The organism is Pseudomonas fluorescens (assembly GCF_001902145.1).
Classification (GTDB): domain Bacteria; phylum Pseudomonadota; class Gammaproteobacteria; order Pseudomonadales; family Pseudomonadaceae; genus Aquipseudomonas; species Aquipseudomonas fluorescens_BV.
Genome location: NZ_MRST01000021.1, coordinates 1 through 25,913, shown reverse-complemented (window position 1 = coordinate 25,913; position 25,913 = coordinate 1). Strand labels below are relative to the sequence as shown.

At 54.7% G+C, this 25,913-nt stretch carries 24 protein-coding genes and 1 pseudogene; 13 read left to right on the top strand and 12 right to left on the bottom strand.

Features of this window, described 5'->3' with window-relative positions; translation table 11 throughout:
- Positions 1–91: 91 nt before the first annotated feature.
- Both BUE92_RS08760 and BUE92_RS08755 read right to left on the bottom strand, forming a co-directional pair.
- The gene (locus BUE92_RS08760) at positions 92–1,375 is read right to left on the bottom strand and encodes a tetratricopeptide repeat protein (protein WP_073523153.1); all 1,284 of its coding nucleotides are present in this window, start codon (positions 1,373–1,375) and stop codon (positions 92–94) included.
- A 239-nt stretch (positions 1,376–1,614) separates the two neighbouring features.
- Positions 1,615–1,875, bottom strand: coding sequence for a PaaI family thioesterase (locus BUE92_RS08755; RefSeq protein WP_073523152.1), 261 nt, complete (start codon positions 1,873–1,875; stop codon positions 1,615–1,617).
- 440 nt (positions 1,876–2,315) lie between these two features.
- On the opposite strand from BUE92_RS08755, the gene idi reads away from it, so the two are divergent.
- The 11 genes from idi to BUE92_RS08700 all read left to right on the top strand — a co-directional run bounded on the left by idi (position 2,316) and on the right by BUE92_RS08700 (position 16,012).
- Complete coding sequence (idi, locus tag BUE92_RS08750) at positions 2,316–3,731, top strand: isopentenyl-diphosphate Delta-isomerase (RefSeq protein WP_073523151.1); 1,416 nt, start codon at positions 2,316–2,318, stop codon at positions 3,729–3,731.
- Positions 3,732–3,777: 46 nt separating this feature from the next.
- On the top strand, positions 3,778–5,703 hold the full coding sequence (gene dxs / locus BUE92_RS08745; RefSeq protein WP_073523149.1) for a 1-deoxy-D-xylulose-5-phosphate synthase: 1,926 nt from the start codon (positions 3,778–3,780) through the stop codon (positions 5,701–5,703).
- A 25-nt stretch (positions 5,704–5,728) separates the two neighbouring features.
- Positions 5,729–6,673, top strand: coding sequence for an SAM-dependent methyltransferase (locus BUE92_RS08740; RefSeq protein WP_073523148.1), 945 nt, complete (start codon positions 5,729–5,731; stop codon positions 6,671–6,673).
- A gap of 71 nt (positions 6,674–6,744) precedes the next feature.
- The gene (locus BUE92_RS08735; RefSeq protein ID WP_073523147.1) at positions 6,745–7,782 is read left to right on the top strand and encodes a Rieske 2Fe-2S domain-containing protein; all 1,038 of its coding nucleotides are present in this window, start codon (positions 6,745–6,747) and stop codon (positions 7,780–7,782) included.
- 95 nt (positions 7,783–7,877) lie between these two features.
- Positions 7,878–8,909 carry a Rieske 2Fe-2S domain-containing protein gene (locus BUE92_RS08730; protein ID WP_081372175.1) on the top strand — a complete coding sequence of 344 codons (1,032 nt, stop codon included), beginning with the start codon at positions 7,878–7,880 and terminating at the stop codon, positions 8,907–8,909.
- Positions 8,906–10,051 (top strand): terpene synthase family protein, encoded by a 1,146-nt coding sequence (locus tag BUE92_RS08725; protein ID WP_073523146.1) that lies wholly within the window; start codon positions 8,906–8,908, stop codon positions 10,049–10,051. Before BUE92_RS08730 ends, BUE92_RS08725 begins: the two co-directional genes overlap by 4 nt.
- A gap of 15 nt (positions 10,052–10,066) precedes the next feature.
- Positions 10,067–10,996 (top strand): 4-hydroxy-3-methylbut-2-enyl diphosphate reductase, encoded by a 930-nt coding sequence (gene ispH / locus BUE92_RS08720; RefSeq protein WP_073523145.1) that lies wholly within the window; start codon positions 10,067–10,069, stop codon positions 10,994–10,996.
- Positions 10,997–11,022: 26 nt separating this feature from the next.
- Positions 11,023–12,312, top strand: coding sequence for a flavodoxin-dependent (E)-4-hydroxy-3-methylbut-2-enyl-diphosphate synthase (gene ispG, locus BUE92_RS08715; protein WP_073523144.1), 1,290 nt, complete (start codon positions 11,023–11,025; stop codon positions 12,310–12,312).
- A gap of 548 nt (positions 12,313–12,860) precedes the next feature.
- On the top strand, positions 12,861–13,076 hold the full coding sequence (locus BUE92_RS08710; RefSeq protein ID WP_073523142.1) for a hypothetical protein: 216 nt from the start codon (positions 12,861–12,863) through the stop codon (positions 13,074–13,076).
- Between the two features lie 324 nt (positions 13,077–13,400).
- Positions 13,401–15,434: a hypothetical protein gene (locus tag BUE92_RS08705; protein WP_073523140.1), complete on the top strand. Its 2,034-nt coding sequence runs from the start codon at positions 13,401–13,403 to the stop codon at positions 15,432–15,434.
- Between the two features lie 182 nt (positions 15,435–15,616).
- Positions 15,617–16,012, top strand: coding sequence for a DUF6173 family protein (locus BUE92_RS08700; RefSeq protein WP_073523138.1), 396 nt, complete (start codon positions 15,617–15,619; stop codon positions 16,010–16,012).
- A gap of 107 nt (positions 16,013–16,119) precedes the next feature.
- Here the strand turns inward: BUE92_RS08700 and BUE92_RS08695 are convergent, their stop codons facing one another.
- Positions 16,120–16,815 carry a hypothetical protein gene (locus BUE92_RS08695; protein ID WP_073523135.1) on the bottom strand — a complete coding sequence of 232 codons (696 nt, stop codon included), beginning with the start codon at positions 16,813–16,815 and terminating at the stop codon, positions 16,120–16,122.
- Between the two features lie 70 nt (positions 16,816–16,885).
- On the opposite strand from BUE92_RS08695, the gene BUE92_RS08690 reads away from it, so the two are divergent.
- Positions 16,886–17,926 (top strand): hypothetical protein, encoded by a 1,041-nt coding sequence (locus tag BUE92_RS08690; protein WP_073523133.1) that lies wholly within the window; start codon positions 16,886–16,888, stop codon positions 17,924–17,926.
- A 52-nt stretch (positions 17,927–17,978) separates the two neighbouring features.
- On the opposite strand, the gene umuC is transcribed toward BUE92_RS08690, so the two are convergent.
- Positions 17,979–19,256 (bottom strand): translesion error-prone DNA polymerase V subunit UmuC, encoded by a 1,278-nt coding sequence (gene umuC / locus BUE92_RS08685; protein ID WP_073523131.1) that lies wholly within the window; start codon positions 19,254–19,256, stop codon positions 17,979–17,981.
- Complete coding sequence (locus tag BUE92_RS08680) at positions 19,249–19,674, bottom strand: LexA family protein (protein ID WP_023658794.1); 426 nt, start codon at positions 19,672–19,674, stop codon at positions 19,249–19,251. Before BUE92_RS08680 ends, umuC begins: the two co-directional genes overlap by 8 nt.
- A 101-nt stretch (positions 19,675–19,775) precedes the next feature.
- Between BUE92_RS08680 and BUE92_RS08675 the strand changes: the two genes are divergently transcribed.
- Positions 19,776–20,471 carry an SOS response-associated peptidase family protein gene (locus tag BUE92_RS08675; protein ID WP_073523129.1) on the top strand — a complete coding sequence of 232 codons (696 nt, stop codon included), beginning with the start codon at positions 19,776–19,778 and terminating at the stop codon, positions 20,469–20,471.
- A 747-nt stretch (positions 20,472–21,218) separates the two neighbouring features.
- Here the strand turns inward: BUE92_RS08675 and BUE92_RS08670 are convergent.
- From BUE92_RS08670 to BUE92_RS28475, 7 genes and pseudogenes are all read right to left on the bottom strand, one after another.
- Complete coding sequence (locus BUE92_RS08670) at positions 21,219–22,013, bottom strand: DNA adenine methylase (protein ID WP_073523128.1); 795 nt, start codon at positions 22,011–22,013, stop codon at positions 21,219–21,221.
- 148 nt (positions 22,014–22,161) lie between these two features.
- Positions 22,162–22,704, bottom strand: coding sequence for a lysis system i-spanin subunit Rz (locus BUE92_RS08665; RefSeq protein ID WP_073523127.1), 543 nt, complete (start codon positions 22,702–22,704; stop codon positions 22,162–22,164).
- Positions 22,686–23,249, bottom strand: coding sequence for a glycoside hydrolase family 19 protein (locus BUE92_RS08660; protein ID WP_073523126.1), 564 nt, complete (start codon positions 23,247–23,249; stop codon positions 22,686–22,688). Before BUE92_RS08660 ends, BUE92_RS08665 begins: the two co-directional genes overlap by 19 nt.
- 48 nt (positions 23,250–23,297) lie before the next feature.
- Positions 23,298–24,338, bottom strand: a complete 1,041-nt coding sequence (locus BUE92_RS08655; RefSeq protein ID WP_073523125.1) for a phage late control D family protein — start codon at positions 24,336–24,338, stop codon at positions 23,298–23,300.
- A gap of 81 nt (positions 24,339–24,419) precedes the next feature.
- Entirely contained in the window at positions 24,420–24,626 is a 207-nt protein-coding gene (locus tag BUE92_RS08650; protein WP_043046728.1) for a tail protein X, read from the bottom strand.
- Entirely contained in the window at positions 24,601–25,446 is an 846-nt protein-coding gene (locus BUE92_RS08645) for a phage tail protein (protein ID WP_073523122.1), read from the bottom strand. Before BUE92_RS08645 ends, BUE92_RS08650 begins: the two co-directional genes overlap by 26 nt.
- Positions 25,447–25,455: 9 nt before the next feature.
- Positions 25,456–25,913: pseudogene (locus BUE92_RS28475) on the bottom strand (phage tail tape measure protein); the annotation flags it as partial.

The following is a 25,913-nucleotide window of genomic DNA, read 5'->3' as shown; positions in this document are numbered from 1 at the left end:
CTCTCACGGTGAGTGCGTAGGCGAGGGATACTAGTAAAAAAACAACGAGCTGACGAGAAAAAGCTGTCAGAAACCCCATACATTTTCCGGGTCATCCTGGATGAGGTGCGCCAGGAAGAGGCAGCACCACTCGCATCGTTCCCGCTTTGAACTCATCGACAAGAAAGAACGGCACGCCGAGAAACCACTGACCATCCTTTACCGTAGCGTAATACCGGAACGTCATACCTTGGCGGACCAGATCCACCGGCTGTCGCTCTCCCTCCGGCAACCCGCAAGGGCCGCTAAGGCTGGAATAAGAGGTATTGCTGCCGACATGGAACGCTGCATGCTGCCACCGAATTGGCTTGTGTTGCGGCCAGCGCCGCGCCTGATGAAAACCAAATATATTGTCGTGACTTAACAGGCTTTCCCTGATCGTCGGCCACAGGACGTGACGGAGAAAGGACTGGTCGGTGAAACGCTCGCTACCCTGATACTGCTGGATAAATGCCCGCATCATCCCTTCCACAGGCGGGAAATATCCGTTCACACCGCCCCACAGCCCCGCCAGCAATAACTCCGTATGGGTGAAATAGTCGCGCATATGGTGGAAGTGAAAGGGCGAATCCAGCCACTCCTCCACCGCCGCGGCTTCGCGCTCGGAAAGAAGGGAATCGGCATCTCGAACGATGAAACGCTCGACGCTGGGGTCATCCATGACCAGAAAGCGCCAAAGGGTCGGTAATATCTGTTTTTCAGCGCTCATGTCGACCAGGATCATTCCCGCGCGCTGCAGACGCGTCTGTACGTGAGTCGGGACGCTGTTATCCAGATAAACCCTGCATGTCCAGGCGGGATACAGCTCACGAGCCAGCGAGGCATTCTCGATCAACGTTTCGCAATAACGTGGCTGATCACCGTAAAGACTGAAGGCAATAACGTTCTTTTCAGGATGGCTGGCATCAAACGGTTTCAGCGGCGTCTGTGGTTTCTGCCATTTCTTGCAATGCTTCAGGGATTCGTCAGCAGAGGTCAGTGACTCATACCCGTAACGACGCAACTCATCTGTTTTACCTAACCAGCCACACACCTCGGTCAGGCCGTCAAGCCAGGTCGCCGAAGCGTTGGCACGTTGCGGGGACTGATAGATTTGCTGGTAGATGGCATACGACTCTGCATGCCGGCCCTCACGCAACAGACACAAGGCATAGTCGCTGAGCACTGACATATTTCCCGGCATCATCTTCAATGCTTTTTCACAGCAAAGGCGAGCGACGGAATAGTCCTGTTGAGCCATCGCGTGACGGAATTGAGCGGCAAATGTGCTCAATTGGGTCTGCGGAGTAATCTTGCGAGACAGAGATGAACGAGCTGGCGGCTGAGACTGGCGCACGGAGTGGCCTCGTGACTAAAACATTTGCACTATGGTAAGCCAGCATCAGACTTTTCCCACTTGCGAAACGTCTCAAAAACCCTGGGTATGTCGGCTCAGCCGCCTCGGAGGATCGGCGAAGAGCGTATTCAATGAAGGTTACTTTTCCTTTGAGTAAGTCACTGCGTCATCCGCGGCGTCGCGATCCTGCCACTTGTTACGCTGATTTCGCTCCCAAGCATGTACCAGCGGGCCTACGGTTAATTAGACATCGCTGCTGGGTCCACACCCTTCGCATCAGCAAAATTCATTTTGCTGATGCGGTAAGTCGCTGTCGCAGTGGCCAGGACCTTGCCTGCCTCATTGCTCAATTGGCCTGAGGTGAAACAGATTTCACCTTTCAGATGTTCTATTCGGCCGGAGCCAAAAATACGCCCAGGCAAGGCCGGGTTGATATAGCTGTTTTTTGACTCGATGGTAACCGCTATTTGGTCAAGTTCAAGGCAGGCGTAAAGTGCCAAAACAGAAAAATCCCTCGCAAGGCTGTGAATCGAAACGCTCCTCGGACATTTCGTAGCAATAGCTGGCGGTCATATACTGTTGAGCAAGCTCCAGACCGCTGGGAGAGTAGAATTTGATATACGCAAAAATGGATGGAGACTGCTGGATTTATTTATAAACCTAGAAACCGCAAGTTCCCTAGGCTAGCAAAGAAAAGACATTCACCAGAAATCCAACTTAACAAATCGAAATAAGAAAAAAGTATTTGTCCTGCTTATGATTCTATCAAAAGCCACTCCAATTATCGCATGCGCGTTTTGACCCCAACTTAGAAGCAATGTCAATAACACTTGAAGCAAAAAAGTATATCGACTGCCCTTGCGACAACTTGAGAATCATCTAATGTGACCAGTCATGAAATTGTAGTTACGGATCACTATGGAGTTGTATCGGAGCTTTCATGGAAGAGACACTTATCCTTGTCAATGAGAACGACTGCCAGACTGGCTCTGCAGAAAAACTTTATATCCATCAGCAAGGGCTTTTGCACCGGGCGTTCTCGATTTTCATCTTCGATCAACAAGGTCGCTTGCTGCTACAGCAACGGGCCTTGGGCAAGTATCACTCGCAGGGTTTGTGGACCAATACCTGCTGTGGTCATCCGCGGTGCGGCGAAGACACTGCGGCAGCGGCAAAACGCCGCCTGTACGAGGAAATGGGGCTTGAATGCGAACTTCAGAGCGTGTTCCAACTGCTCTACCATGAACAGGTTTCCAACCAATTGATCGAACATGAATACGATCATGTGTTCGCCGGCATTTGTCAGCAGGACCCCATCGCCAACCCCGAAGAAGCACATGCCTGGCAATGGCTGAGCCTGACGCAAGTATCCCGATGCATCAGCCAGGCTCCGCAAACCTTCAGTATCTGGTTTCGCCGGATCTTCGAACATCACGACGTCGCAGGTTTGCGCAGTTGGCAAGCGCAGGCGCGAAACGCGCTGTTCGACTCATGGCGCCATGATGCGGTCGAGCGTACCGAGCGCATGCTCGAACAGCAGCTACCTACCTCAGAAATCTCACCATCGACCCTGCACCAGGCCATGCGTTACGCCGTGCTGGGTGGTGGCAAACGCATGCGCCCGCTGTTGTGCCAGGCCGCGGGATTTGCGGCCGGAGCCAACCCGGTGGCTCTGGATATGGTCGGGGCCGCGCTGGAAATGATGCACATCTACTCGCTGGTCCATGATGACCTGCCTGCCATGGACGACGACGAGCTGCGTCATGGCCGCGCCACGGTGCATGTTCAGTTCGATCAGGCCACGGCGATTCTGGTTGGCGACGCCTTGCAGTCCCAGGCGTTCATCACCTTATGCCGTGTACCGATAACGGCCGAGCGCCAGGCCTTGCTGATGGGCGAGCTGGCTATGGCGGTGGGTTCGCTGGGCATGGCTGGCGGGCAGATGATTGACATGGATAGTGTCGGTCAGAAACTGGACATTGCCCAACTCGAGCAGATGCACCGGATGAAGACAGGCGCCTTGATCCGAGCTGCAGTGCGCATGGGCGTCCTGTGCGCCGAGGATGCATCCTTCGATCTCGACCTCCTGGATGGTTACTGCGCAGCGATCGGCCTGGCGTACCAAGTGGTCGATGACATTCTCGATGCCACGATAGACACCGCGACCCTGGGTAAGACCGCCGGCAAGGACGCTCAGGACCATAAACCTAACTATGTTTCGATCCTTGGCCTGGAACAGTCCAGAAAACTGGCACAGCAGTTGGGCACGCAGGCGTACGAGGCATTGCAAGCGTTACCCGGCAGAACCGACCGTTTGCATGGACTGGTGGACCTGGTGATCAACCGATTGCATTGAAGCCTCAGCGAATCCGCCGCAACCCATTCAAGGGAAGGAACCGCCCATGTTCGAATTACTCGAGACCATCGACAGCCCCGTTGAGTTGCGGGCACTGGATGCCAGAGCCCTGGGCCCACTGGCGGACGAACTGCGAGCGTTTATTCTGCACAGCGTCTCGAAAACCGGCGGGCACCTGTCGGCAAACCTTGGCACCGTGGAACTGAGCATCGCCCTGCATTATGTATTCGACACGCCCAATGATCGGATCGTCTGGGATGTGGGCCACCAGGCTTACGCCCACAAGATCCTCACAGGGCGCCGCGAAGCCATGGCCAACATCCGTCAACAGGGAGGCATCTCCGGTTTTCCAAGGCGTAGCGAATCGCCGTATGACACTTTCGGCACCGCACACTCCAGCACCTCCATTTCGGCTGCATTGGGCATGGCCCTGGCAGCTCGCAATCAGTCGCAACAGCGCCATTGCATCGCAGTGATCGGTGATGGCGCCATCACTGGCGGCATGGCCTATGAAGCCATGAACAACACCGGAACATTCGAAGACCTGCCATTGCTGGTGATCCTCAACGACAACGACATGTCGATTTCACCCCCTGTCGGTGCCTTGCGCCGCTACTTCGGCACGTTGACAGCCAACCACTGTGCGATAACGGCCAAGGAGAACATAAAAGCTTTGTTGGGCAATGGCTCCACTGCCCGCGCACTGGCCCATCGACTCGAGGCACAGGTCAAAGGACTAGCGGGCGATGCGACCTTGTTCGAAGCCTTTGGCTTCAACTACACCGGCCCCATCGATGGACACAACCTCGAAGAGTTGCTCACCGCGTTGTCTGCGTTAAAAAAACTGCGTGGGCCACAACTGCTGCATATCGTCACGGAAAAAGGCCACGGCTACACGCCAGCGGCGGCTGATCCGGTGCTGTATCACGGGCCGGGAAAATTCGACCCAGCACAGGGTATCGATCCGCCGGTGGCCGGTAAATCGACCTACACACAGGTGTTCGGTGATTGGTTATGCGATGAGGCTGCGATGGATTGCCGGGTGGTGGCAATCACCCCGGCCATGCGCGAAGGGTCGGGCCTGACGGAATTCGAACGGCGCTTCCCTGACCAATACTTCGATGTCGGCATTGCTGAACAGCACGCCTTGACCTTCGCCGCAGGCTTGGCCGCCGACGGCTTGAAGCCGGTGGTCGCAATCTATTCGACTTTCCTGCAACGGGCTTATGACCAGTTCATTCACGATATCGCGATCCAGAACCTGCCCGTGGTATTTGCCATCGATCGGGCCGGCATCGTTGGTGCCGATGGCGCCACCCACACGGGCGCCTTCGACATCGCCTACCTGCGCTGCATACCGAACCTGACCGTCATGGCCCCGGCAGATGAAGACGAGTGTCGGCAGATGTTGCACACGGCACTGTTACTGGAAGGCCCGAGCGCTGTGCGTTACCCACGGGGCAGCGGCCGCGGTGTCGCGGCGTCCTCGGCACTCAGGAACTTGCCGGTGGGGCGAGGTGAAGTCCGCAGGGCCTCGACGCAATCGGTCGGTTGTCGCATCGCACTCCTGGCGTTCGGCTCGATGGTCGTGCCCGCCCTTGAAGCCGCCGAAGCGTTCGACGCTACGGTCGCCAACATGCGTTTCATCAAACCCCTCGACGGTGCCCTCATCGAGCAATTGGCACGCGACCATGACCTGCTGGTGACCGTCGAGGAAGGTTGCGTCATGGGTGGCGTCGGCTCGGCGTGCCTGGAACACCTGGCGACGCTCGGTCACTCACCGCCCGTGCTGCAACTGGGGTTCAGTGATCATTTCATCGAGCATGGCGCACCCGACAAGATCCTGTCGTTGTGCGGGCTCGATGCGCCCGGGATCGCCCGCTCCATAGAAGCCTTCCTGGCGCTGCATGGCTTGGAGTCTTTCAACAATCGCAACGCGCCGGATGCCGTCGCAATGCGGGCAACAGCCTGAAGTGAAACTCACAAGGAGAAACGTGATGAACATACCCACCCGGCAGCCTGTCATCGCCGATGAAACCCATCTTCCCTTTCAGATCATTCAAGGATCCAGCGTCGACAGCTATCAGGAAAAGGTCGTATATACCTATGGCGACAGTCCGGAAGATTGGCGCAAGGCCATAGGCAATTACATTCTTTTCCAGTTCGGTGTCTACGACGACCCGCGTTCAACCCCGCCGATCAGCCTCGACGAATCGGGTATCCGTTATTTCGAGCGACAACTGAAACTGGCCGGACTGGAAGACCCGAACCGCGCGCCCATCAAGCGTATCCTCGATATCGGTTGCGGCTGGGGTTATATCCTCAAGTACCTGGCCGAACGGTTTCCTGAGTGCCAACGCCTGGACGGGGTCAATGTCAGTCGGCGCCAGCTCGATTACTGCGCTAAGTTTCATGCCGAGCAAGGCCTTTCCGAGCGCATCAACTTGTACCTGTGCAATGCAAAGGACGTCGAGTTACTGCCCGACTACGACGAGCCTTATGACTTGGTGATCATCCGCGGGGTCATCTCGCACTTCCCCGATGAGCTTTACGAAAACACCATGCGCTCACTTTTACCTCGTGTGCGTAAAGGCGGTGTCGTGATCATCTCGGACAATCTCTACAACACCCCTCCCCAGGATTACAAACCCGATACCCCAGACGATGTCGATCGCCTGGCCTGTAAACACCGCAAGACGCCTGAATACTTTCGCGGCGTGTTGGTCAAGAGCGGTTTCAAGATCCATGACATGTGCGTACTGCCCTCCAATATCGATGTCGTTCGCTGGTTGATGGATTCCAAGGCCAACGTTGAAAACGAGGAATTGTTCCCTCATGGCGTGACCGGGGCACTGGAAGAGTTGCGAGTCTTGGCGGAGAACTGGTCGGTGGCGCTGATTAAAAACAAGGTGTCGACCTATAGCGTGATTGTGAAGCGATAAACCCCTGCACTCGCCTTCTCGCCGCCGGCATCACTCCAGGCAGGGTCACTTCCAGATACAAAGGAGCAGTCATGAAACTTAAAACTCCTGATAGCGCGACAGACGAGGTAACGCGCTATCCAAACGGATGGTTTGCCGCAAGTTATAGTCGCGAACTCAAGACCGAAGCGGTATTGACGGTTCCCTTCATGGGCCAGGAATTGGTGCTGTATCGAACCCGCTCAGGAACCGTTCATGCGGTTAATCCTTATTGCCCCCATCTAGGTGCGCATCTTGGACATGGCGGCAAAGTCGAAAACGAGGACCTTGTATGTCCCTTTCACGGCTTCACCTATGGACCCAGCGGAAATTGCATCAGGACCGGAAGTTGCCACCCGCCGCCCCATGCAAGATTAACCAGCTGGCCTGTAGATGAGAAAGATGGAGTGATCTATGTGTGGCATCACCACGAAGGTCGTCCTCCCTCTTGGAATGTGCCGTCGCTCGACCTGGAAGGCTACAGCCCCTTGAGAGGCAGTACGTTTGAAATACCGGGCGACTCGCAAGACATGGCGGAAAACAGCGCTGACGCTATCCATTTCGCATGGGTACATCGAGTTAAAAACGCATCCATAACCCAGCAAATAGATGGGCATAAGATGATCAACATCATGGAAGGATGCGTAAATAAACTATCCGTTAAAATGCGCGTCTCCTGCCACGGTATGGGATTTGCGGCGGGAGACACGGAACTTTTCAGCCTTGGCTTACGAATTATTACCCAATCACTTGCCACGCAAACGACGCCGCATCAATGGACGCTCCGTCTGGCCAACGCAATACACATCAAACGACTCGATATTTTACCCGCCGTGGTTCGCAACGGAATACAGGCGGTGCTCGGCCTATTAATGCAGCGCTGGTTCATGAAAGAGGTGAAAAATGACTTTGCAATCTGGTTCTACAGGAGTCATCCCGAGCATCCAAAACTTATCGCTGAAGAAAGAAACATGGTGGCCTTTAGGCGCTGGATGGCTCAATTTTATCCTCTGCGCATTAAAACAATTACGCACAGCATGGAGACCGTCCCTAAGACAAACAATCCAATCACCACCGATGCAACACAATAGTTTGGGATTCCTTGCGAAGTAAAGTCCAGAGAGACAACGGGCTAACTTCTTCGAGTTACCACGTGATCGAAAACAGGAAAGTCAAGGAGCAGATCATGGACGTATCTTCGATCAGGCAGGACGAGGTTGTTAAAATTCCTGCCCTGCAAATCATTGACAATAAGCGCAGTGCAACAGGCATAACACAAGACCCATTGCCCTATCCCAATGGATGGTTCGCCGCCTGTTTTAGTGACGAGTTGACGCCAGGCAAGGTAAAACGGGTTCCCTTCATGGGCCAGGAATTGGTGCTTTATCGTACCTCTTCAGGTCTGGCCCGAGCGATTGACCCTTATTGCCCGCATTTAGGCGCCCACTTGGGCTATGGCGGCAAGGTTGTTGGCGAGGATCTCGTCTGTCCGTTTCATGGCCTCACTTTCAACCCGCAAGGGCACTGCATCAAGACGGGAAATGGCAAGAAGCCCCCCGCCGCTGCGTTGACACAGCGCTATTTCAAAGAAGTCGATAACGTACTTTTTGTCTGGCGACACGAAGACAATCTGCCGCCTTACTGGGAGCTCCCCGAGCTGGACTGTGCTGGCTTCTCTCGGGGCTGTCACGAGACCTTCGAATTACAGGGCTTGTCCCAAGACATGACCGAGAATAGCGCTGACCCCAACCATTTTTCATATCTGCATGGGCTAAAAGAAGTCACCACACAGCAGGAAGAGGAGAAGCACCGAATCATCTACACCATGCGTGCAAAAGTCTTCGGCCAAGTCGTGACCATGAAAATGACGTGCTACGGCATTGGCTATGCGGTGGGGGAGGCTTACTTCGAACGCCTGGGTCTACTGGCCAGAACACAGGCTCTGGGTACCCAGACGGCGCCACTGAACTGGACATTCCGCATGATCGACACCATCCGGTTTGAAAGGGTAAAAGCCCTGCCGCAGTCGCTACGTCATATCGCCTATGCACTGCCCTTGTTTTATATCCATCGCTGGTTCGTGAAAACAGTAAAGGAAGACTTCGACGTGTGGAGCAATCGGCGTTTCATGAGTGCTCCCAAACTTGTATGCGACGAATCCAACATGGCGATTTATCGCCGGTGGAGCACACAATTCTATCCAAGGACAAAGTCATGAGCCTAAAACTTCCCTCCCTTCTCCAACCGTTCACATTTGCGATTCATCCAAGTTTCGCGGTGGACGCTCCGGACTCTTATCTGGATTCGGATGCTTACGACAAGCACCCCTTTGAACAAGCCACCCGTGCTTATGCCGATCACTTCGAACTTTATCCAAACGATGAACAACGCACACGTCAGGCCAATATTCATTGCAGTTGGTTAGGTTCGATGATGTACCCCGTCGGGAGTGAGGAACTGCTGCAGGTGGGTATCGATTTTTGTATGTGGGCTTTTGCTTATGACGACGAATATTGCGATGAAGGGCCTATTTCCAGCGATCCGGGCAAATTCATCCAGGCCTCGGCCGAAATATGGCGTCAGTTCGAATCGCCAGAATACAAGCTTTCGCAAGACCGTTATGCCCTGGCGGCCCGTGACCTGCGTATTCGCCTTGATAAGTTTGCCAAGCCGGAGCAAACCGCGCGCTTTGTCGAATCCATGCGTATCTACATGATGGCTGAAATGTGGAAAGCCATTAATCCGGTACCTTCGGTTAACGACTACATTTCCATGCGATTGACCGGCGGCGGCGCCTGGTCATTCCCTACGCTGGGGCACGTGATTGCCAACGTGGACATTTCTCAAAGAAGTTATGAGGATCGTCGGGTACGGGCACTGTTCGAAATGCTGGGGCACTTAATGGCTTGGGAAACCGAACCCCATGCCTATCTGAAGGAAATGGTACGGGGTTCGAATTACAAAGAGCACAACCTGATCCGTGTTCTGATGCGCGAACGCGACTGCACATTCGAAGCGGCCATTGATGAATATCAGGAGATGCGCCTACGTTTGCTGGGCCTATTTGTGCGGCTGAGGAAAGAAGTAGAAAAAGACGCTTCGGAGGGTGTGAAGGCCTACATCGAATCCGTCGTGCGTTACTACGTCGGTGCGACTGTCTGGTCACAAAATACTCGACGTTATAAATCAATGAGTGGCAATACAGATGACAGCGCCTTTGAAGGGGGAGCCTTGACGCAGCCACAACCCCTGGAATCTTTCCAGAATACAAAACCCATCGAGATAGATGCATTGAGATGGTTCTGGGAATACGACCCCGCGCGGCAACCTCACGCACCCCATCAAACAAGCAACGGGTGACCATGAGGAACTGCCATGAAAATCGTCCTTGCCCAACCCCGGGGCTTTTGCGCCGGCGTCATTCGCGCCGTTGAAACCGTCGAGCTGGCCCTAGAGCAATTTGGCGCACCGGTCTATGTGCGCCACGAAATCGTTCATAACCAACACGTGGTCCAGGACCTGCGGGACAAGGGAGCGTTGTTCGTCGAAGAGCTGGATGAAATACCACGAAGCGCGGTGACGATATTCAGCGCTCATGGGGTGGGCAAGGACGTTGAAGACCAGGCGCGTCACCAGGGTCTGCAAGTGCTGGACGCCACCTGCCCGCTGGTCAGTAAGGTACATAACCAGGGACGCCAGTACGCAGCCAGGGGATACCAGGTGATCCTGATTGGCGAGCCGGACCATCCTGAGGTGATCGGTACCCTGGGGCAGATTCCCGCCCCGGTCGTCGTGATACGAACCGAGGCGCAAGTCGCGGCCCTGACGTTTGCACAAGACACCTCATTGGCTTATATCACCCAAACCACTCTCAGCGTCGACGACACCCATTCGCTGGTCGAAATGCTCAAGCGGCGCTATCCGAAAATCATTGGGCCCGACACGCGGGATATTTGCTATGCCGTGCAGAATCGCCAGACCGCTGTGCGTGAACTGTGCCGAAAGGTCGATGTCGTGCTGGTCATTGGTAGCCCCAAAAGCGCCAACTCCGTGACATTGCGCGACATTGCCGAAGAGGCCGGAACACCCAGCTACCTCATCGCCGACGGCGGTTCGGTGCGCAGGGGCTGGTTCGATGATAAATCGAGCATCGGCATTACGGCCGGCGCGTCTACGCCCGAGGCCATGATCGAAGACGTACTCGATACCTTGAAAAGGATCTTTCCCCTCGAGATCGAGAACCTGCCAGGACGCGAAGAGCATGTTCACTTTCGTCTTCCCGACGGGCTGATTGCCCGTCAGTAAGGTGCGACTACTCAGGAGTCGGATACATGATCAATACCATCGTTCGGCGCACGACCCGCCAAGTTGCCATCGGCCCGGTCACCGTGGGCAGCCAGGGCCCCATTGTCGTGCAAGCCATGACCAACACCGATACCGCCGACGCGCTCGCCACGGCTCGGCAGGTCGAAAGCCTGGCTTTGGCGGGCGCAGAACTGGTTCGTATCACGGTCAACAGCCACGACGCCCCGGCCCAGGTGGCCAATATTCGAGAGCATCTGGACAAGCGCAATATCAATGTACCGCTGGTGGGAGACTTTCACTTCAACGGCCATCGCTTGCTGGCCGCCTATCCCGCATGCGCCGAGGCATTGGCCAAATACCGCATCAACCCCGGTAATGTAGGCAAGGGCGCCAAGCGTGACGAACAGTTCTGCAGCATGATCGAGGTTGCCTGCCGCTATGACAAACCGATACGGATTGGCGTCAACTGGGGCAGCCTGGACCCGGACCTGCTGGCACGGATGATGGACGTCAACGCAGCGATGGCGTCGCCGTTGGCGGCCGATGCCGTCATGCGCGAGGCATTGGTGGTGTCGGCATTGGAAAATGCCCGGCGCGCCATCGAAGTCGGCTTGCCAGCGGACCGGATTATCCTGTCGGCCAAAGTCAGCCATGTGCAGGATTTGATTGCGGTGTACCGCAACCTTGCCGGGCGTTGCGATTTTGCGCTGCACCTGGGGCTGACCGAGGCCGGCATGGGCTCCAAGGGTATCGTCGCCTCGTCCACGGCACTGGCAGTACTGTTGCAGGAAGGTATCGGCGACACGCTGCGAATCTCCCTTACTCCCGAGCCCAATGGCGACCGCACCCGCGAAGTGCAGGTGGCCCAGCAGATCTTGCAGACCATGGGCTTACGGGCCTTTACTCCGACGGTGGTGGCCTGTCCTGGTTGCGGGCGTACCACCAGCAGTTTTTTCCAGGAGCTGGCACAGCAGATCGAGAACTTCCTCCATGCCCGGTTGCCCGACTGGAAAACACAATTCCCCGGTGTCGAACAGATGCATGTCGCCGTCATGGGGTGCGTCGTCAACGGTCCGGGCGAGAGCCGACTGGCCGATATCGGCATCTCGCTTCCCGGGGCAGGCGAACACCCTTCGGCGCCGGTCTACATGGACGGTGAGCGGGTCATGACGCTCAAGGGCAGCGGCATTGCGAAAGAGTTCACCCAATTGCTCGACGCCTATGTGGCGGCCCGATACGGCGCCAATCCACAAGCCAGGTCAAGGCTGCTGGCACTGCTCGAGCCCACTGATTTGATCCTGCAAAAATCACATTAGTATCGAATGTGCTGGCCCCTTTGCAGTCTTCGCAAGCCAGCTCCCACAGTTTGATCGAGGTGTGTCAGGTAGATAAGCGTCGGTTGTCAGGCCGTCACGGGAGCAAGCTCCCTCGCCACAGGTCCAGCGTCGCCATAAAGTTGTGTAGATACCTATGCGCATCGGTGGCAACCCGCTTAGTGGCGCAAGGCGGGATGCCCGGACGCTTACCAAGCGCCAGCGTAGATTGCCAAGTGGAAAAGCACCCCCTCGTGAACGACCTGACGACAAGGACACCTTTCCAAAATCCGAATGGGGGAACACAAACAGTCAGACACAAAAAAGCCCCGTAAAAACGGGGCTTTTAAGTAAAAAATGGCGGAGAGATAGGGATTCGAACCCCTTCTTACGGCCCTGTATACCGCCTAAGGCCAGAAAATACGGAGCTTTCAACCTTTATTCATGGTGCCCTGCGGTCTATGGCGGCCCTAGATATGCCCTAATTTTGCCCTAAATCTCTTCAACACTCCCGCTGCTATGCTTAGACTTTCTCCAAAGGAGTCGGCCCCATGTCAGGTGATTACTCACTACCCGATGTATTGGAAAGGATCTATGAGAATCAGCTCGCCTTGGAGGCGGCGGTAATGGAACTGACGCTATGGGTGGAACAGAGCGCTGCGCCAAAGGTAGGCGACAATATTCGTGGAGCTTTGGAAGCTATCGGGGAAAACGCCGGCCACATTAAACAGGGCTTGGCCAAACTCAGAGGTACAAATCTCGGCTAGGCATCAGCTTCCTGAGGCGACTGCAGGATCGTCCCAGGTAATCCTTATGATGGGCAGTCTAATGCGCGCTGACGGACAGCAATCGGCCAAAAGGAGTCAGTCGGATGTTTCTACGAAGCTAGGGGCTATTCACCACTGACCTCAACGCCTCATGCTAGTGGGGCTGTCGACGGCTGCGGTGTTTTTTTATCCTTCATTCGTCACCCTTCGCCTGTCGCCAGGTCAGCGATTTTGGACGACCGCCGACCAACTCGAAAGCCCATAAAATCGCGGCGGCATCGTTTCACTAATTCTGATGAAAGCTGACTTTGACTGGAGAACCTGATGGGATCTGCTGAAGCTCACACCAAAATCACGGTGGAGAACACCCTGACGACGGGACAAATCATGCGGGGCCGATTCAGCGACTTTGATGTGCAGGGCACTTCGATTGAAGCTGATGGTGACCGACTGCTACTTGGACAAAATTTTGAAGAGGCTCTGGCCGTCTACCAGCGCATTGATGGCCCAGCTCGACCATTAAGAGAAAAAATGTCTTTCGCGCTATGGGCGCTCGGTAACGAGGCAGCCTGGGCAACCCTAGGCGATGGCGTAGATTTGACCACTGAAGACGGCATTGCCATGGAACTCCGCGCATTTGCCATGACAATTTTCAACTCCGGGGCTAGTGATAAAACGATCGTTGACCTTGTGGATAGCGTGCTGGCGCGCAAGGACGAACTTCCATTCGCCATCCAGTTGTTGTCATCGGCGATCTACGTTGCTGTGTCCATGCGTTTGAATCGCACAGAAGGGCTACCCCTTTACCCAGCAAGCTGTGCTAAGGCCGTCACCGCACTCAAGGAAATGTCCAAGCCGTACGCTGATTGCATGGAGGCGTTCGCCATGGCCCGTCAGGTAAGCATCCATCAAACCGACACTCGGTCGCTCAACGAACTGATCGAGCAAATGGATCTGACGGAGTGTCCAGTGCTCGGTTTTGTATTTACGGCAGCGGTGCTGGTTGGGAATACGGGGGTCGCTCGGGAGGTGATTTCAGTATTGTGCGCTCGGTTCGATGGGCATCCAAACCTTGCTGCTACGGTCGCCATGGCTGCGATTCAAGCGTGTGATCTGGAACTGATTGAGGAGCTGCCGGACCCACTTCGTGAAGTCGCCATGGAGCTGCCAGAGATTCAAGTGCTGGAAGCGATGAATAGCGGCAACGCCAACGCTTTGTTGGTCTCGATTACGAAGCTACAAAATGCTGAGGGCCCAAACCTCGGCTGGGATATGGTCATACATGAGCGCCTGTTAAAAATCACATGGCGGAGATGGGATACTGGTACTTGGAGAGCCCCTCACTCGCTTTTAGCTGAATGGGCGACTCGGATCGTTCCACTACTGCCGGCGGGGGACCTCCGCGACGAAATTCTTGTGGACGCTTCCTACATGGGTTGCTTCGACCTGAAACCCTTGACCCCCTATTTTTGTGAACTGTTCAATCGTAAGCCGACCTCGGCCAACTTCACGCTTATGAACGATGACCTTCCTCTTGATCAGCTTGATGACCAAGCCCTGACGCAATACATCTTTGATGAGGCCACAGCTGATTCACCGTACTGCGGTTTGCTTGATCCTGAGTTCGCACCGGACTTGGAACCTTTGTTTAAGCGGGGTATTGCAGATGCTTTGACTGCCAGGGCTGCTGACCTCACCGGTGACGCCAAGGATAGTTACATTCGTGTACTCACCGAGTGGGGGTTAGTCCGAAGGCCTGAGGGCGTAGTCGCATTCAATTTTGAAAGGCGACTGATGGGCAGTGATTTGCCAGAAGGCGTGCTTGAACACCTGGAATCAATCCGGGCTTCTGTGGTCAGTGCCAGCGGCTCACAGCTGGTTTATTTGCAGTCACAACTCGACAGGCTGTCCCTGGAGATCGGCCGGGCGACCCCAGTTGCGGCAGCAGAGGAGACGGTCGTCGCCGGCATCAATGAAATCCTGAGTCTGAGGTCCCACCGCCTCAATGAAGTGGGGCTTAAACGGATCAGTGCACTGACAAAACGATACGGGGCTCCCAGCCTACTTGTGGAGTTGCGCTCATTGGCCAAAGTTTCAAACACGACCTTGGGAACTGACGTCGTTGATGCCCTTGCACTTCATATGGTTCAGCAGCAGGGCACCCTGGCCACACGCCGTAGCTACCTCGCTGGAATTCTCCGCAAGCGATTGGTGAACCTAAAAAGCGCTTGGCTGGACCAGCAGGTCTCAAAGGGACTGAACCGAGGGATCGACATTGAGCAAATGATCGAGCTGGCCAAAGGCGTAGACACATGGGACGACTGGTTGGCAGGGCTTGAAAAGCTTAATCCCTACTGAAATGGTAACGCTGGCAAAATTACTTGATATCAGAATTCTGCAACCATGGGCGAGTAGGAACTTGCCCACCCCAGTGATTCAGAAGTCACAAAGCGAACAACATCAGCGATGCAGATTCCAAATCTTACTTGCCAACAATGAGTATCCTTAGTTGTCCTCTATCCACTAATAAAGGTGATCTTATGAACGTAGAGCTGAATCGCTATGCATCCATGGTCGAATTAATGACCCCACCCACCGACCCAAACAGCGCAAGTGAATTTTACTGGCGGCTAATTGAAATGGTGAACGATTTCCACCGGGAATTGGACGATGAGTACGAGGTGGGTGGGCAACTGGTTAGTTTCGGGAGAGAGGTAACGTTCAGCTTCACCGGTATAGGCTATTTCAATCCCTCACTCATCCGTTTTTATGGAGAAAAGGCCGATGGATCCCCGATTGAGCTAATTCAGCATGTGACGCAAATCAGTGTAATGCTGGTAAAGCAGAAACGTTCCCATCCTGAAGCTCCGAAACGCCCTATTGGCTTTGCAAGCTGGGGCGACTATGACAAAGAAGTAGCCGAGCATAAGGGCTGAATTAAATTTTAGGTAATTCAGAATAACTTCTTCAAAGCATGGCGCCACCCAGCGAATACTCAACCAGGTGGTGCCTTTGGAAAGAACGGGGACGGGATACAGATCTGTCAGTACTTCACATAGGCCCTTTTACCACCCGATGTAATGCAATAGTGCCCACCCCGAGGCCCGTAACAAAAATTTCCCCCACCGCAGCTACAGTCTGAGTCAGAGTAGCCGTTACGTGATCCGGCGCTGTTCAAGCGCGTAGACGTTCTAGGAAGTGATGTAGCTTTAATCTGATCCACCCGCTGGGCCACGAATGGATCCATGGTTTTAACATTGCGAATGATCCGACACTCAAGTACGGCCACCATTGCTGCCCCTAGCCGAGTGTCGCTCTTACCCAATTTTCTAAACGCATTAACGGCATAATCTCGCTGGTCCGCATTTATGTTATACGCATACACATATTTGCTGCGCATAGGCTCTTCAGCAGCCTGCTGGCGCATGTGGGTGAATGAAGGGGCTACGGGTTGCCCCAACGCCCTCATCCGATCAAGAACCTTTTTGGAGGCACCTTGACGCCCTACCAAATCCTCCGATATGTCAGCCCACAATACCTCTGAAATGAGTCGCGTAATTCCTGCCAACTGTTTCGGATCAAGGGATGGGAAAAAGTGCTTTTCGAGATTCGATTCCAGGCAGTACTCAGCGTAAAACGCCTCAATATCTTGGCCTGGCTCCCATGGGGAAACGCTGTCGGCATGCACATTGGCAACCGATCCAAGGGCCACAACCAAAAACACAAGCATTCGAAACATTAGACTTTCCTTGTCGTACGCCTAAGGTGCTAGTCTGAAGCTATCATAAATTCATACCGTTGAGCCCACTATGATCAAACCCAAACCTCCCTATGCGGGAAAACCAACTGCATACTTAGATCACAATATCTTGAACTACTTTTTACGCTACCCCCAAACATCCGCTTTCGAGAAGATTTTCGAAGAGCATCAAGTAGTGTACTCCGATGAAACGCTTAGAGAAATTAATAGAAGCAAGGGAGAAGAGAATAATTTTTTAAACGTACTTAAAAAATTGAACGCAATGCACTTCAAAATTTTCGTAGACGAAAACCATCAAAGCACCAATGATGCGATCATTTCAGATGCAGATCCATTTGAGCAATATGCCAGATTATGCGGCCAGCTACACATCATTAACCAAACATACACCGCAACCAATAACACCCTGAGAAAATTCTACGGGGACAAGTCTCTGCCGAGCATTGAAGAATTGGACCGACAACAAAACTCCGATTTCATGATGATTCTAGAAAATTTAACGCAAGGATTGTCGAATGCCGACACGCTAACAAACGAGCAATTAACTCAGCTCAAGAATTACATATCGAGAACCCTTCAGCACCAGAAAACACTTCAAGAGCTCTCGACAAAAATGATGTTAAACTACCAAACCGACGACAACGCCTCAATAATAAATACTTACAGAGCAAAGGTTGGCATAGGACCGCGAGAGCTCAACAACATTAAAGGTCCAAAAATAATTGAAAAAATATGGAGCCTTCACAAAGCTCTTGACGGATATAGAGGGCACAACTTTTCAATTGAAGATTTCCTAGGAATAAATTACATTCCACCAAACTTGGATGGCTGCATACCCACATCAAGCAAAATACTTTCTGCATATAACGTATTAAATGTAATTGGCTACTGTAATGACAGCGACTTAAAGCTCAGCCATCGCTTTACCTCTGCGACTAGTGATGCAAACCATGTGGCATTAGCGTCCTTCGCTGACACCCTGTATTCGTCGGACATAGGAATGATAAAAAAAGGGCATGCAATATACGAATTTTTAGACGTACAAACTAAAATCATAACTATCAACGTTATTGACAATAGAATTATGTGAAATGCTAATCAGCGATGACCCGGAGAGAGCAAAACGATCCTACTTCACGCATCTATTTGCACTCAACGCTCCAAAGCTGATCAACCTTGGTCGTATAGCTCTGGCTCATCATCTCTCGGCGCATTGCCCAGTCCGGGTCAATTGGTACACTGGCCGAACGCAGAGTTCCTCGGCCCCATCGTTCGTTAATCTGGTCTAGCACGGTCATCACGCTTGTTACCTCCGCTGGCTGAGACGTGGCGAACAAATCATCGGTGTACTCACCTGGCTGGCACAGATTGAGCAACATAACCTCGGCCTTGCTGTACTTAAAGCCAGGCCGAAATATGCGATCTAGCGCACCAACCGCAGCTTGAGTGAGCAAGCGCACATCGTCAGTGGGATACGGCATATCCACCACCACACCGTTCGCGTACTTCGCTTCCTCCGGGTTAAACATGCCAGTACGGATGCACACGCGCACCTTCTTACACAGCGATTTCTGAGCGCGGAGCTTCTCCGAGGCACGCATCATGTAGGTGGCCACCGCCTCTTTGATTGGAGGTAGCTCCGTCAGCCTCTTGCCGAACATGCGGCTGCAGCAGATCTCCTGCTTCGGCGGATCCGGCTCATCCAGCTCCAAGCAAGGCGTGCCGCTCAACTCCCTGGCCGTCTTCTCGATCACAATGCTGAACCTCTTACGAAGCGTCCATGGGTCCGCCTTAGCCAGGTCCATTGCAGACTTGATACCCATCGCATCGAGGTGAAGTTTCATCTTGCGGCCAACGCCCCACACCTCCGACACGTCCGTATTACGCAGCACCCAGTCCCGCTTAACCGGGTCGGTGATGTTGACCACACCACCGGTTTGAACCTGCAGGCGCTTCGCGGTGTGGTTTGCCAGTTTCGCCAGAGTCTTTGTGTGAGCAATACCAACACCGACTGGAATGCCGGTGCAGCGAAGCACTTGAGCGCGGATCTGCCGCCCTAAGGTATCCAGCCCACCGATGCCGGTTAAGTCGGCGAATGCCTCATCGATGCTGTACACCTCGACTGCCGGCACCATCGCCTCGATCAGGCTCATCACCCGTTCGCTCATGTCACCGTACAGCGCATAGTTGGAGGAAAACGGCACAATGCCGTGCTGCCTGAGTTTGTGCTTGATCTGGAAATACGGCTCGCCCATCTTGATAAACGGCTTTGCGTCGTAGCTGCGAGCAATGACACAGCCGTCGTTATTGCTCAGCACCACAATGGGCACCTTCGCCAGGTCCGGCCGGAACACCCGCTCGCAACTGGCATAAAAACTGTTGCAGTCGATCAGCGCAAAGGTCGGTTCTTGTTTAGACATGGCTGCGCACTGTGCTGGTAATCACGCCCCAGATTGACAGCTCATCCCCTTCAAGAACGTAACGCGCCGGGTATTTGGGGTTCTCTGATAGAAGGATCACCTCCCGGCCGCGCTTGCATAGGCGCTTGCAGACGGGCTCATTGTTCAGCAGCGCCACCACTACATGTCCGTGAGCAGGCTCAATGGCACGATCCACCACCGCGAGGTCACCTTCGAAGATACCAATCCCTTGCATGCTTTCCCCGGTGATTGCTACCAGGTACACATGCGGTGCACGGATATTCAGAACCTCATCCAATGAGATGTGCTGCTCAATATGATCCGCTGCCGGCGATGGAAAACCGGCTGGAACCTGGAACGAGCACATAGGCAGCTTTGCGCCTGCCTCAGCGATAGGACCTAGAATGGTGAAGCTCATGATACGGCCTTTTACAGATACTGTACGAATATACAGTTAACTTTGTAGGGCGCTTGCGGTCAATTTTTCTGTAGGGGATTTCGACAGGCGGAGAGGTGCGTATGTGCGGGCGATTCGTGCAGTACGAAGGGATGGCGATCTTCATTGAAGAACTGAGCCCCCAGATAGAGCTGTTCAGCGGTTACGACGCTCAGCCTATTGATCGCTACAACGTCGCGCCGTCGACCCGGGTGCAGGTGTTACACGCTGCAGAAGATGGGCTGCATATCGATGCAGTCAAATGGGGATGGGCGCCGTTCAGGGCCAAGGGCAAGCGCCCCGATCCGATCAACGCCCGCGTAGAGACGGTCACCACGGGAAAGTTCTTCAAGCAACTTTGGCCGAATGGCCGAGCCCTGGTGCCGAGTGAGGGGTGGTACGAATGGGTCAAAGACCCTGACGATCCGAAGAGAAAGCAGCCCTACTTCATTCGCCTGAAGAGTCAGAAACCCATGTTCTTTGGCGCGCTCGCCCAAGTTCATTCTGGCCTGGATCCCCACGACGGCGATGGGTTCGTGATCATCACCGCCGCCAGTGATCAGGGCATGGTGGATATACACGACCGCAAACCTTTGGTGCTAACAGCTGATCACGCTAGGGAATGGCTTGATCCGAATCTCACTCCAGCACAAGCCGAAGAAATCGCGCGCGGTTGCTGCCAACCAACTGAAGACTTTGAGTGGTACACAGTGAACAAAGCCGTCGGCAACCCTCGGAATCAAGGGGCCTCTTTGATTCTCCCATCTGATGAGAAATAGTCTGCCCCAACAGCAGCACAGTTTGAGGAAAATTTTAGCCGCTAAAATGCGGTTGGTGGTTACTTGCGTTATTGCGTTATTGCGTTAATTCGTTAATTCGTTAATTCGTTATTGCGTTAATTCGTTATTGCGTTATTGCGTTAATCCATCAATCAGCGTCCTCGTACCTTTGTACCTTTGTACCTTTGTACCTTTGCACCTAGGAGTCTTTCCGTCTTTCCGTCTTTCCGTCTTTCCGTCGAAGCTACCGCTTTGCGCAAATACGTAAATACGTAAATACGTACAGCGCTATCGATAGCCGCAGAATCGCTGACGCCAAAGGCGTGCGAATCGCCTCCAACCGAAAAACCCAATGAAAACGGGACCCGCAGAGGGTCAAGCTTAGGAAATTTGCGCAAGTTGCATAACTTCCGCAACTTGCGAACATCAGAAAAAAATCAAAATCGGGTATTGACTTAAAAGCCAGCCACATACTAGCCTTAAAAGGACTTAAGGCCCCCCAGCCTCCCACAAAACCAAAAGCAGCTGAATTTACCGCAGAGCTAGCACGTAGCCTCACTGATTTTCGAAAACGATATATCGGACCCAGAAGGGTCCAACTTCATTACAGAGAAAACATCATGAAATGGATCGCTTTAGTGATTGCGCTTACTAACGTTTTTGAAGCTCTACGTAAAGCCTGGGAGATTTTGAAGTCCTAAAAAATCTAAGATTGCTTAGGGTTATGGATGACCCCATGGCGAAAACTTAAAAAAGTGACCCCAAAGGGTTTGGTTGCCAATTCATGATGATCAATTCTCCGCTGATAGCCGTCACGCCCTGCCGCTGGTTCGCTGTGCTGTACCGAATGTCTACAGTCTCAAAATGAAAGCCTTCAAACACGCGTCGAATGTCCGGGTGATCGTTGATGCTTACCATGACCTTCCCTTTGCAGCGCCGCATGAAGTCAGCCATGCGCTCGTAATTCTCAAAGGGAAAATCCACGCCATAGCCGGCAGTCTGCCAGTAAGGCGGGTCCATGTAGTGGAAGGTATGGGCACGGTCGTAGCGCTCGGCACATTCCAGCCAGCCCAAGTTTTCCACATAGGTACCTGACAGACGCTGCCACGCTGCAGATAGATTCTCCTCAATCCGCAGCAGGTTGATCGCTGGGCCAGTGGTCGCGGTGCCAAACGTCTGCCCCGTCACCTTGCCAGCAAAGGCATGGTGCTGCAGATAGAAGAACCGAGCGGCGCGCTGGATGTCGGTGAGGGTTTCAGGGCGGGTCATCTTCTGCCACTCAAACACCTGGCGGGAACTGAGCGCCCATTTGAACTGGCGGACGAATTCTTCAAGGTGGTTCTGCACGACGCGGTACAGCGTCACCAGGTCGCCGTTGATGTCGTTGAGGACCTCAACCGGTGCTGCCTGGGGACGCATGAAGTAGAGCGCGGCGCCGCCGGCAAACACTTCAACGTAGCATTCGTGTGGCGGGAAGAGCGGGATAAGACGGTCGGCCAGGCGGCGTTTGCCGCCCATCCAAGGGATGATGGGTGTAGACATAAAAAGCAAGACCTTTGCTGTATGGATAAACAGTGCTAGGCTCGCTCCGCTTTGTGCACGAAGCAGGAGCCTTGGCTGGACTTGCAGGGACGATCTGCGGGGAAGGTGGCCGGGTGGGATGTTGACGCATCCTGCCCGACCGCTCCTTTTACTTCGGTGTAGAAACCTCTTTTGCGTAAGCCTGACAGGCTCGCAGGGCGATCAATCCTTGGTCGCCGACATCGGTGATGCCGATAATTCGTTGAGCATGCGCTGGGTCAAGTTGGGCTCTTGTGGTGCCATGAACCACGCGGCCGGTGCCGGTGGTGGTTGGCATTGCACAGCTGCCGGTGGTTTCGGTAGCGGCGAGTACGACTGACAACCGCAGATCAGCAGTAGCCAGGCGATCACGCAGGCGAGCCTGCTTGGTTTGCTCATCGGTCAGTTCCTTGTGGTGGGTTTCATCTTTGTTCTGCAGGCGTAGCTCCAGGGCCAGGCGTTTTTCCCGCTCGATGCGCTGCAGGTCAGCAGACGCTTTGGATATCTCGTTGAGGGTGTCCGCCTGCAGCCGGGCCTGGCGCTCCAACACACGGCCATAACGCCAGTCCTGCGCAGTCCAGGCCAACGCCGCGGATCCGGCGGCGACCATCAGCAATAAGCCGCCGACGACAGCGATACGAAACTGCGCGGGAATCAGGTCGAAGAGACGCATAACACCGCCCTCGCCCTACCCCACAGCTGCAGCCGATCCTCCAGGCCGTTGAGGCCGCCATTGATCCGGCGGGTGATGGTGTTGAACTGGTCCTGATCCGCGAGCGCATTCAGCCCATTCATCGACCAGAACCACGCCGCCGACTCTGCAGCCCATTGCGGCTGCTCGAGCAGCTCCGGTGTGCGCAACAATCGTTCATCGCCGAACAGCGCCAGACTGCAGCGCAGGTAGTTATCGTGACCGGTGACCTGAATCAGGCCGCGACCACGGTAGCGCTGACCATCACCGTCGGCGTCGGGAGTGTTACCGAGCTTGGCCGCCAGGGCGCCGGTGTCGTATTTGCTGAGGTACTGATCGCTGCCCAGTTCGCGTACGTATTGCAACTGACCGGATTCGTGGCCGACCTGGGCGAGGAATGCGGCCTGGCGCTTGGGTGTATTGATCTTCCTGTTGATCATCGCTGCATTTAGAGCAGATACAAAAACGCCCGCTTGGCGGCGGGCGTTGGGCATGATGCGTTGAAGTTGTTGCTCGGTGATGGGCATGGCGCCTCCTGAGTTCGTCGTTGCGGGTCTGTCGATTGCGTTAGGCGGTTACGGCACCGTCAGCACCGTGAGCGGCTTTTTCTGTTTCTTACCTTTGGCCTTGGCTTTGCCTTTTTTGCCGGCGTTGCACTCTACCGTGGTGGACCAGCCGGCCTGGGTGAACACCTGCTCCACCGAGTCCACCAGAAAATCCCCATCCAATCCGTCCTTGAAGCCCTGCGCGTTGATATGGCGCTCGGCAAACAAGTCGGTGCGCCCCACCATCTCCAGCCGAACTGCTGCAGAGGAACGGTTGAACGCATTCAGCCGTGCCTTGGCAGCCTGTTCCGCTGCAGACTTGTTGGGATGGATATGTCGGTCGGTATGTACCGGCGGCATGCCTTCCGGGGCGTCATCATTGCCCAGCTCCAGGGTTACCAGCTCGCCGCTCTTTTTGTCCTGGTAGCGTGTCTTGACCGCCTTTTGCGTGGTGCGATCAGCGAAACGAAACTGCCAGCGGCTGACATCGCTTTTCCTGATGGTGACCACGCCGAGGGTTTTGCCGCTCGCGCTCTGGCCCGCTTGACGCTGCATCACCAACAGCTTGCCGTCGGCGACCTTGGCGGTGCAGTCGTATTGCTTGGATAAGCGAGTGATAAAGTTGAAGTCGGATTCGCCGATCTGGTCGACCCGAGGCACCACAGTGGTAATGGAACAGACTGGTTGCCAGCCGTTGCGAGCGGCCACGTCGGTGACAATCTGCGCAAGGGTGACGTTTTCCCAGCTACCGGTACGGGTGGTTTTGCCGGATCCGCGCATGTCGCTGGCTTTACCGCGAATGACGATGGTGTCCGGCGGGCCGGATGCTTCGACCTCATCCACGATGTAGCGGCCCAGGCGCGTCAGGCTGTTGCCGGCGTAGCCCAGGTAGATCTCAATGCCGGCACCGCGCTTGGGCAGTGACACCGCACCATCGCGGTCATCGATACGCAGCTCAAAGTCATCCGACTCCATGCTGGGTTTATCGACGGTGCGCAGGGACAGCAGGCGGTCGTTGATCAGGGCCGTGATATCGGTCCCGTCCGCGACAATTCTAAAAGTTGGTTTCATCTCTATACCCCAGAAACGACAAAGCCCCGTCATGCGGGGCTTCGTTATGGATGGGTGCTCAGTTGATTCAAAGCACTCTTATCAATCCCACAACTGCACCGTTTCATCCGTGACGGGCGGAAGGTCGGGGAAGACAATCAACAAACCAGCCTTGAGTGGTTGCGGCTGATCGGCCAGTCCTTGGTTGTGGGCCAGCACCGCCTCCACGGTGCCATTGAGGTGCCCGTAAAGCTGGTTGCACAGGGTATCCAGCACGTCGCCGTCAGACGTTCTGCAGGTCATCGCCATATCGTACAAACTCCAGGGTAAATAATTGCTTACGCGGGATCCCTCCCTGCAGCAGCGCGCTCTGTTCTTCGTCGAGGTTCTTCAGGCACCAGGTACCCAGCACTTCCCCGTAGCCGGTGGTGAGGGTCAGAGGCATCAGCTGGGCCCCGATGCTGCGTAGGGTGTCCAGTTGCTTGAGCCCTCCCTTGAAGCCCGGAAAGATCGAGCCTTTAAGGGTCATTTTTTCCTCACCCATTCCAATGGCCTGTTGCGCCGGTCGACGGCTGAGGCGTTCTTGCGCAGCCCAGCGAAACTCCGTCTGCCGGCGTAACTCGTCGAAGGCCGCCGTATCCAGGTTGAAGTAGTAGGGTTGGGTGTTTGGCTTGAGCGGCTGGATGATCAGCAGGTGAGGAAACGGCTTCACGGCCTCAGCGAGGGGAGTCTGGGATAGCCCCAGGGCTTCAGTCGGTAGAACGTTTGCCAATGATGGACTGACCTTCCCTGCCACCTTATTGATGGCCGCGCCGGCCTTGGCGGCTTGTTCTTTGAGGACACCAAGGCGCTCGTCTATTTGTGAGGCCGCTCGCGAAGCTCGGCTGTATGTCTCAACCACCGCGCCGACCTTGGCCTGTGCTGCACCAATCCCCCGCATGACCCGTTGAAGTTTTTCACCTGCACCTGGCGGTAGGAACGGCACATTTTCAAGCTCAGCAGCTGCACCAGTGATCTCGCTGATCGCGCCGTTTACCGGTCCCATAATCCCATCAATGCTCCGCCGGCCCGCCTCGCCCGCGCTGACCAGGTATTTGAAGCCGGACTGCATTTGCTCCAGGTATTCCATGGTCCCTCCTTATGTATGGGCGTCGTCGTACAGATTGCGTCGGGCTTCCTGCTGCGCGGCGTCATTCAGTGCGCGCTGCATCAGAGGTAAAAGCTGCTGAACAAACTGCTGCGGATCCTTGGCATCACCCTCGACCGTGACCGGCATATTCAGCGAATAGCTGAACTTTTGGTCTACTCGCGCAGGCTCTGGCTTAGGTACCACAGGCGCCTGAATAACCAGGCTGGCGGGTTTGGGAGCAACAGGCGCAGCAAGTGAGCGCGTGACGTCGCCTAACTTAGGCGCCATCGGCACCATCAGCGGACCTGCCTGAGACAACATAGGAGCCTGTCGCCCAGCAATACCATTTGCCATCGTTGCCAAACTGGGCACCGCGGGACCAGGCCGCGGCGCCAACAACATCGGCGTGATCGGCGCAGAGGGTACTTTGGGTTTGTCACTGCCAAACATCGACAGCCCGGCCCACC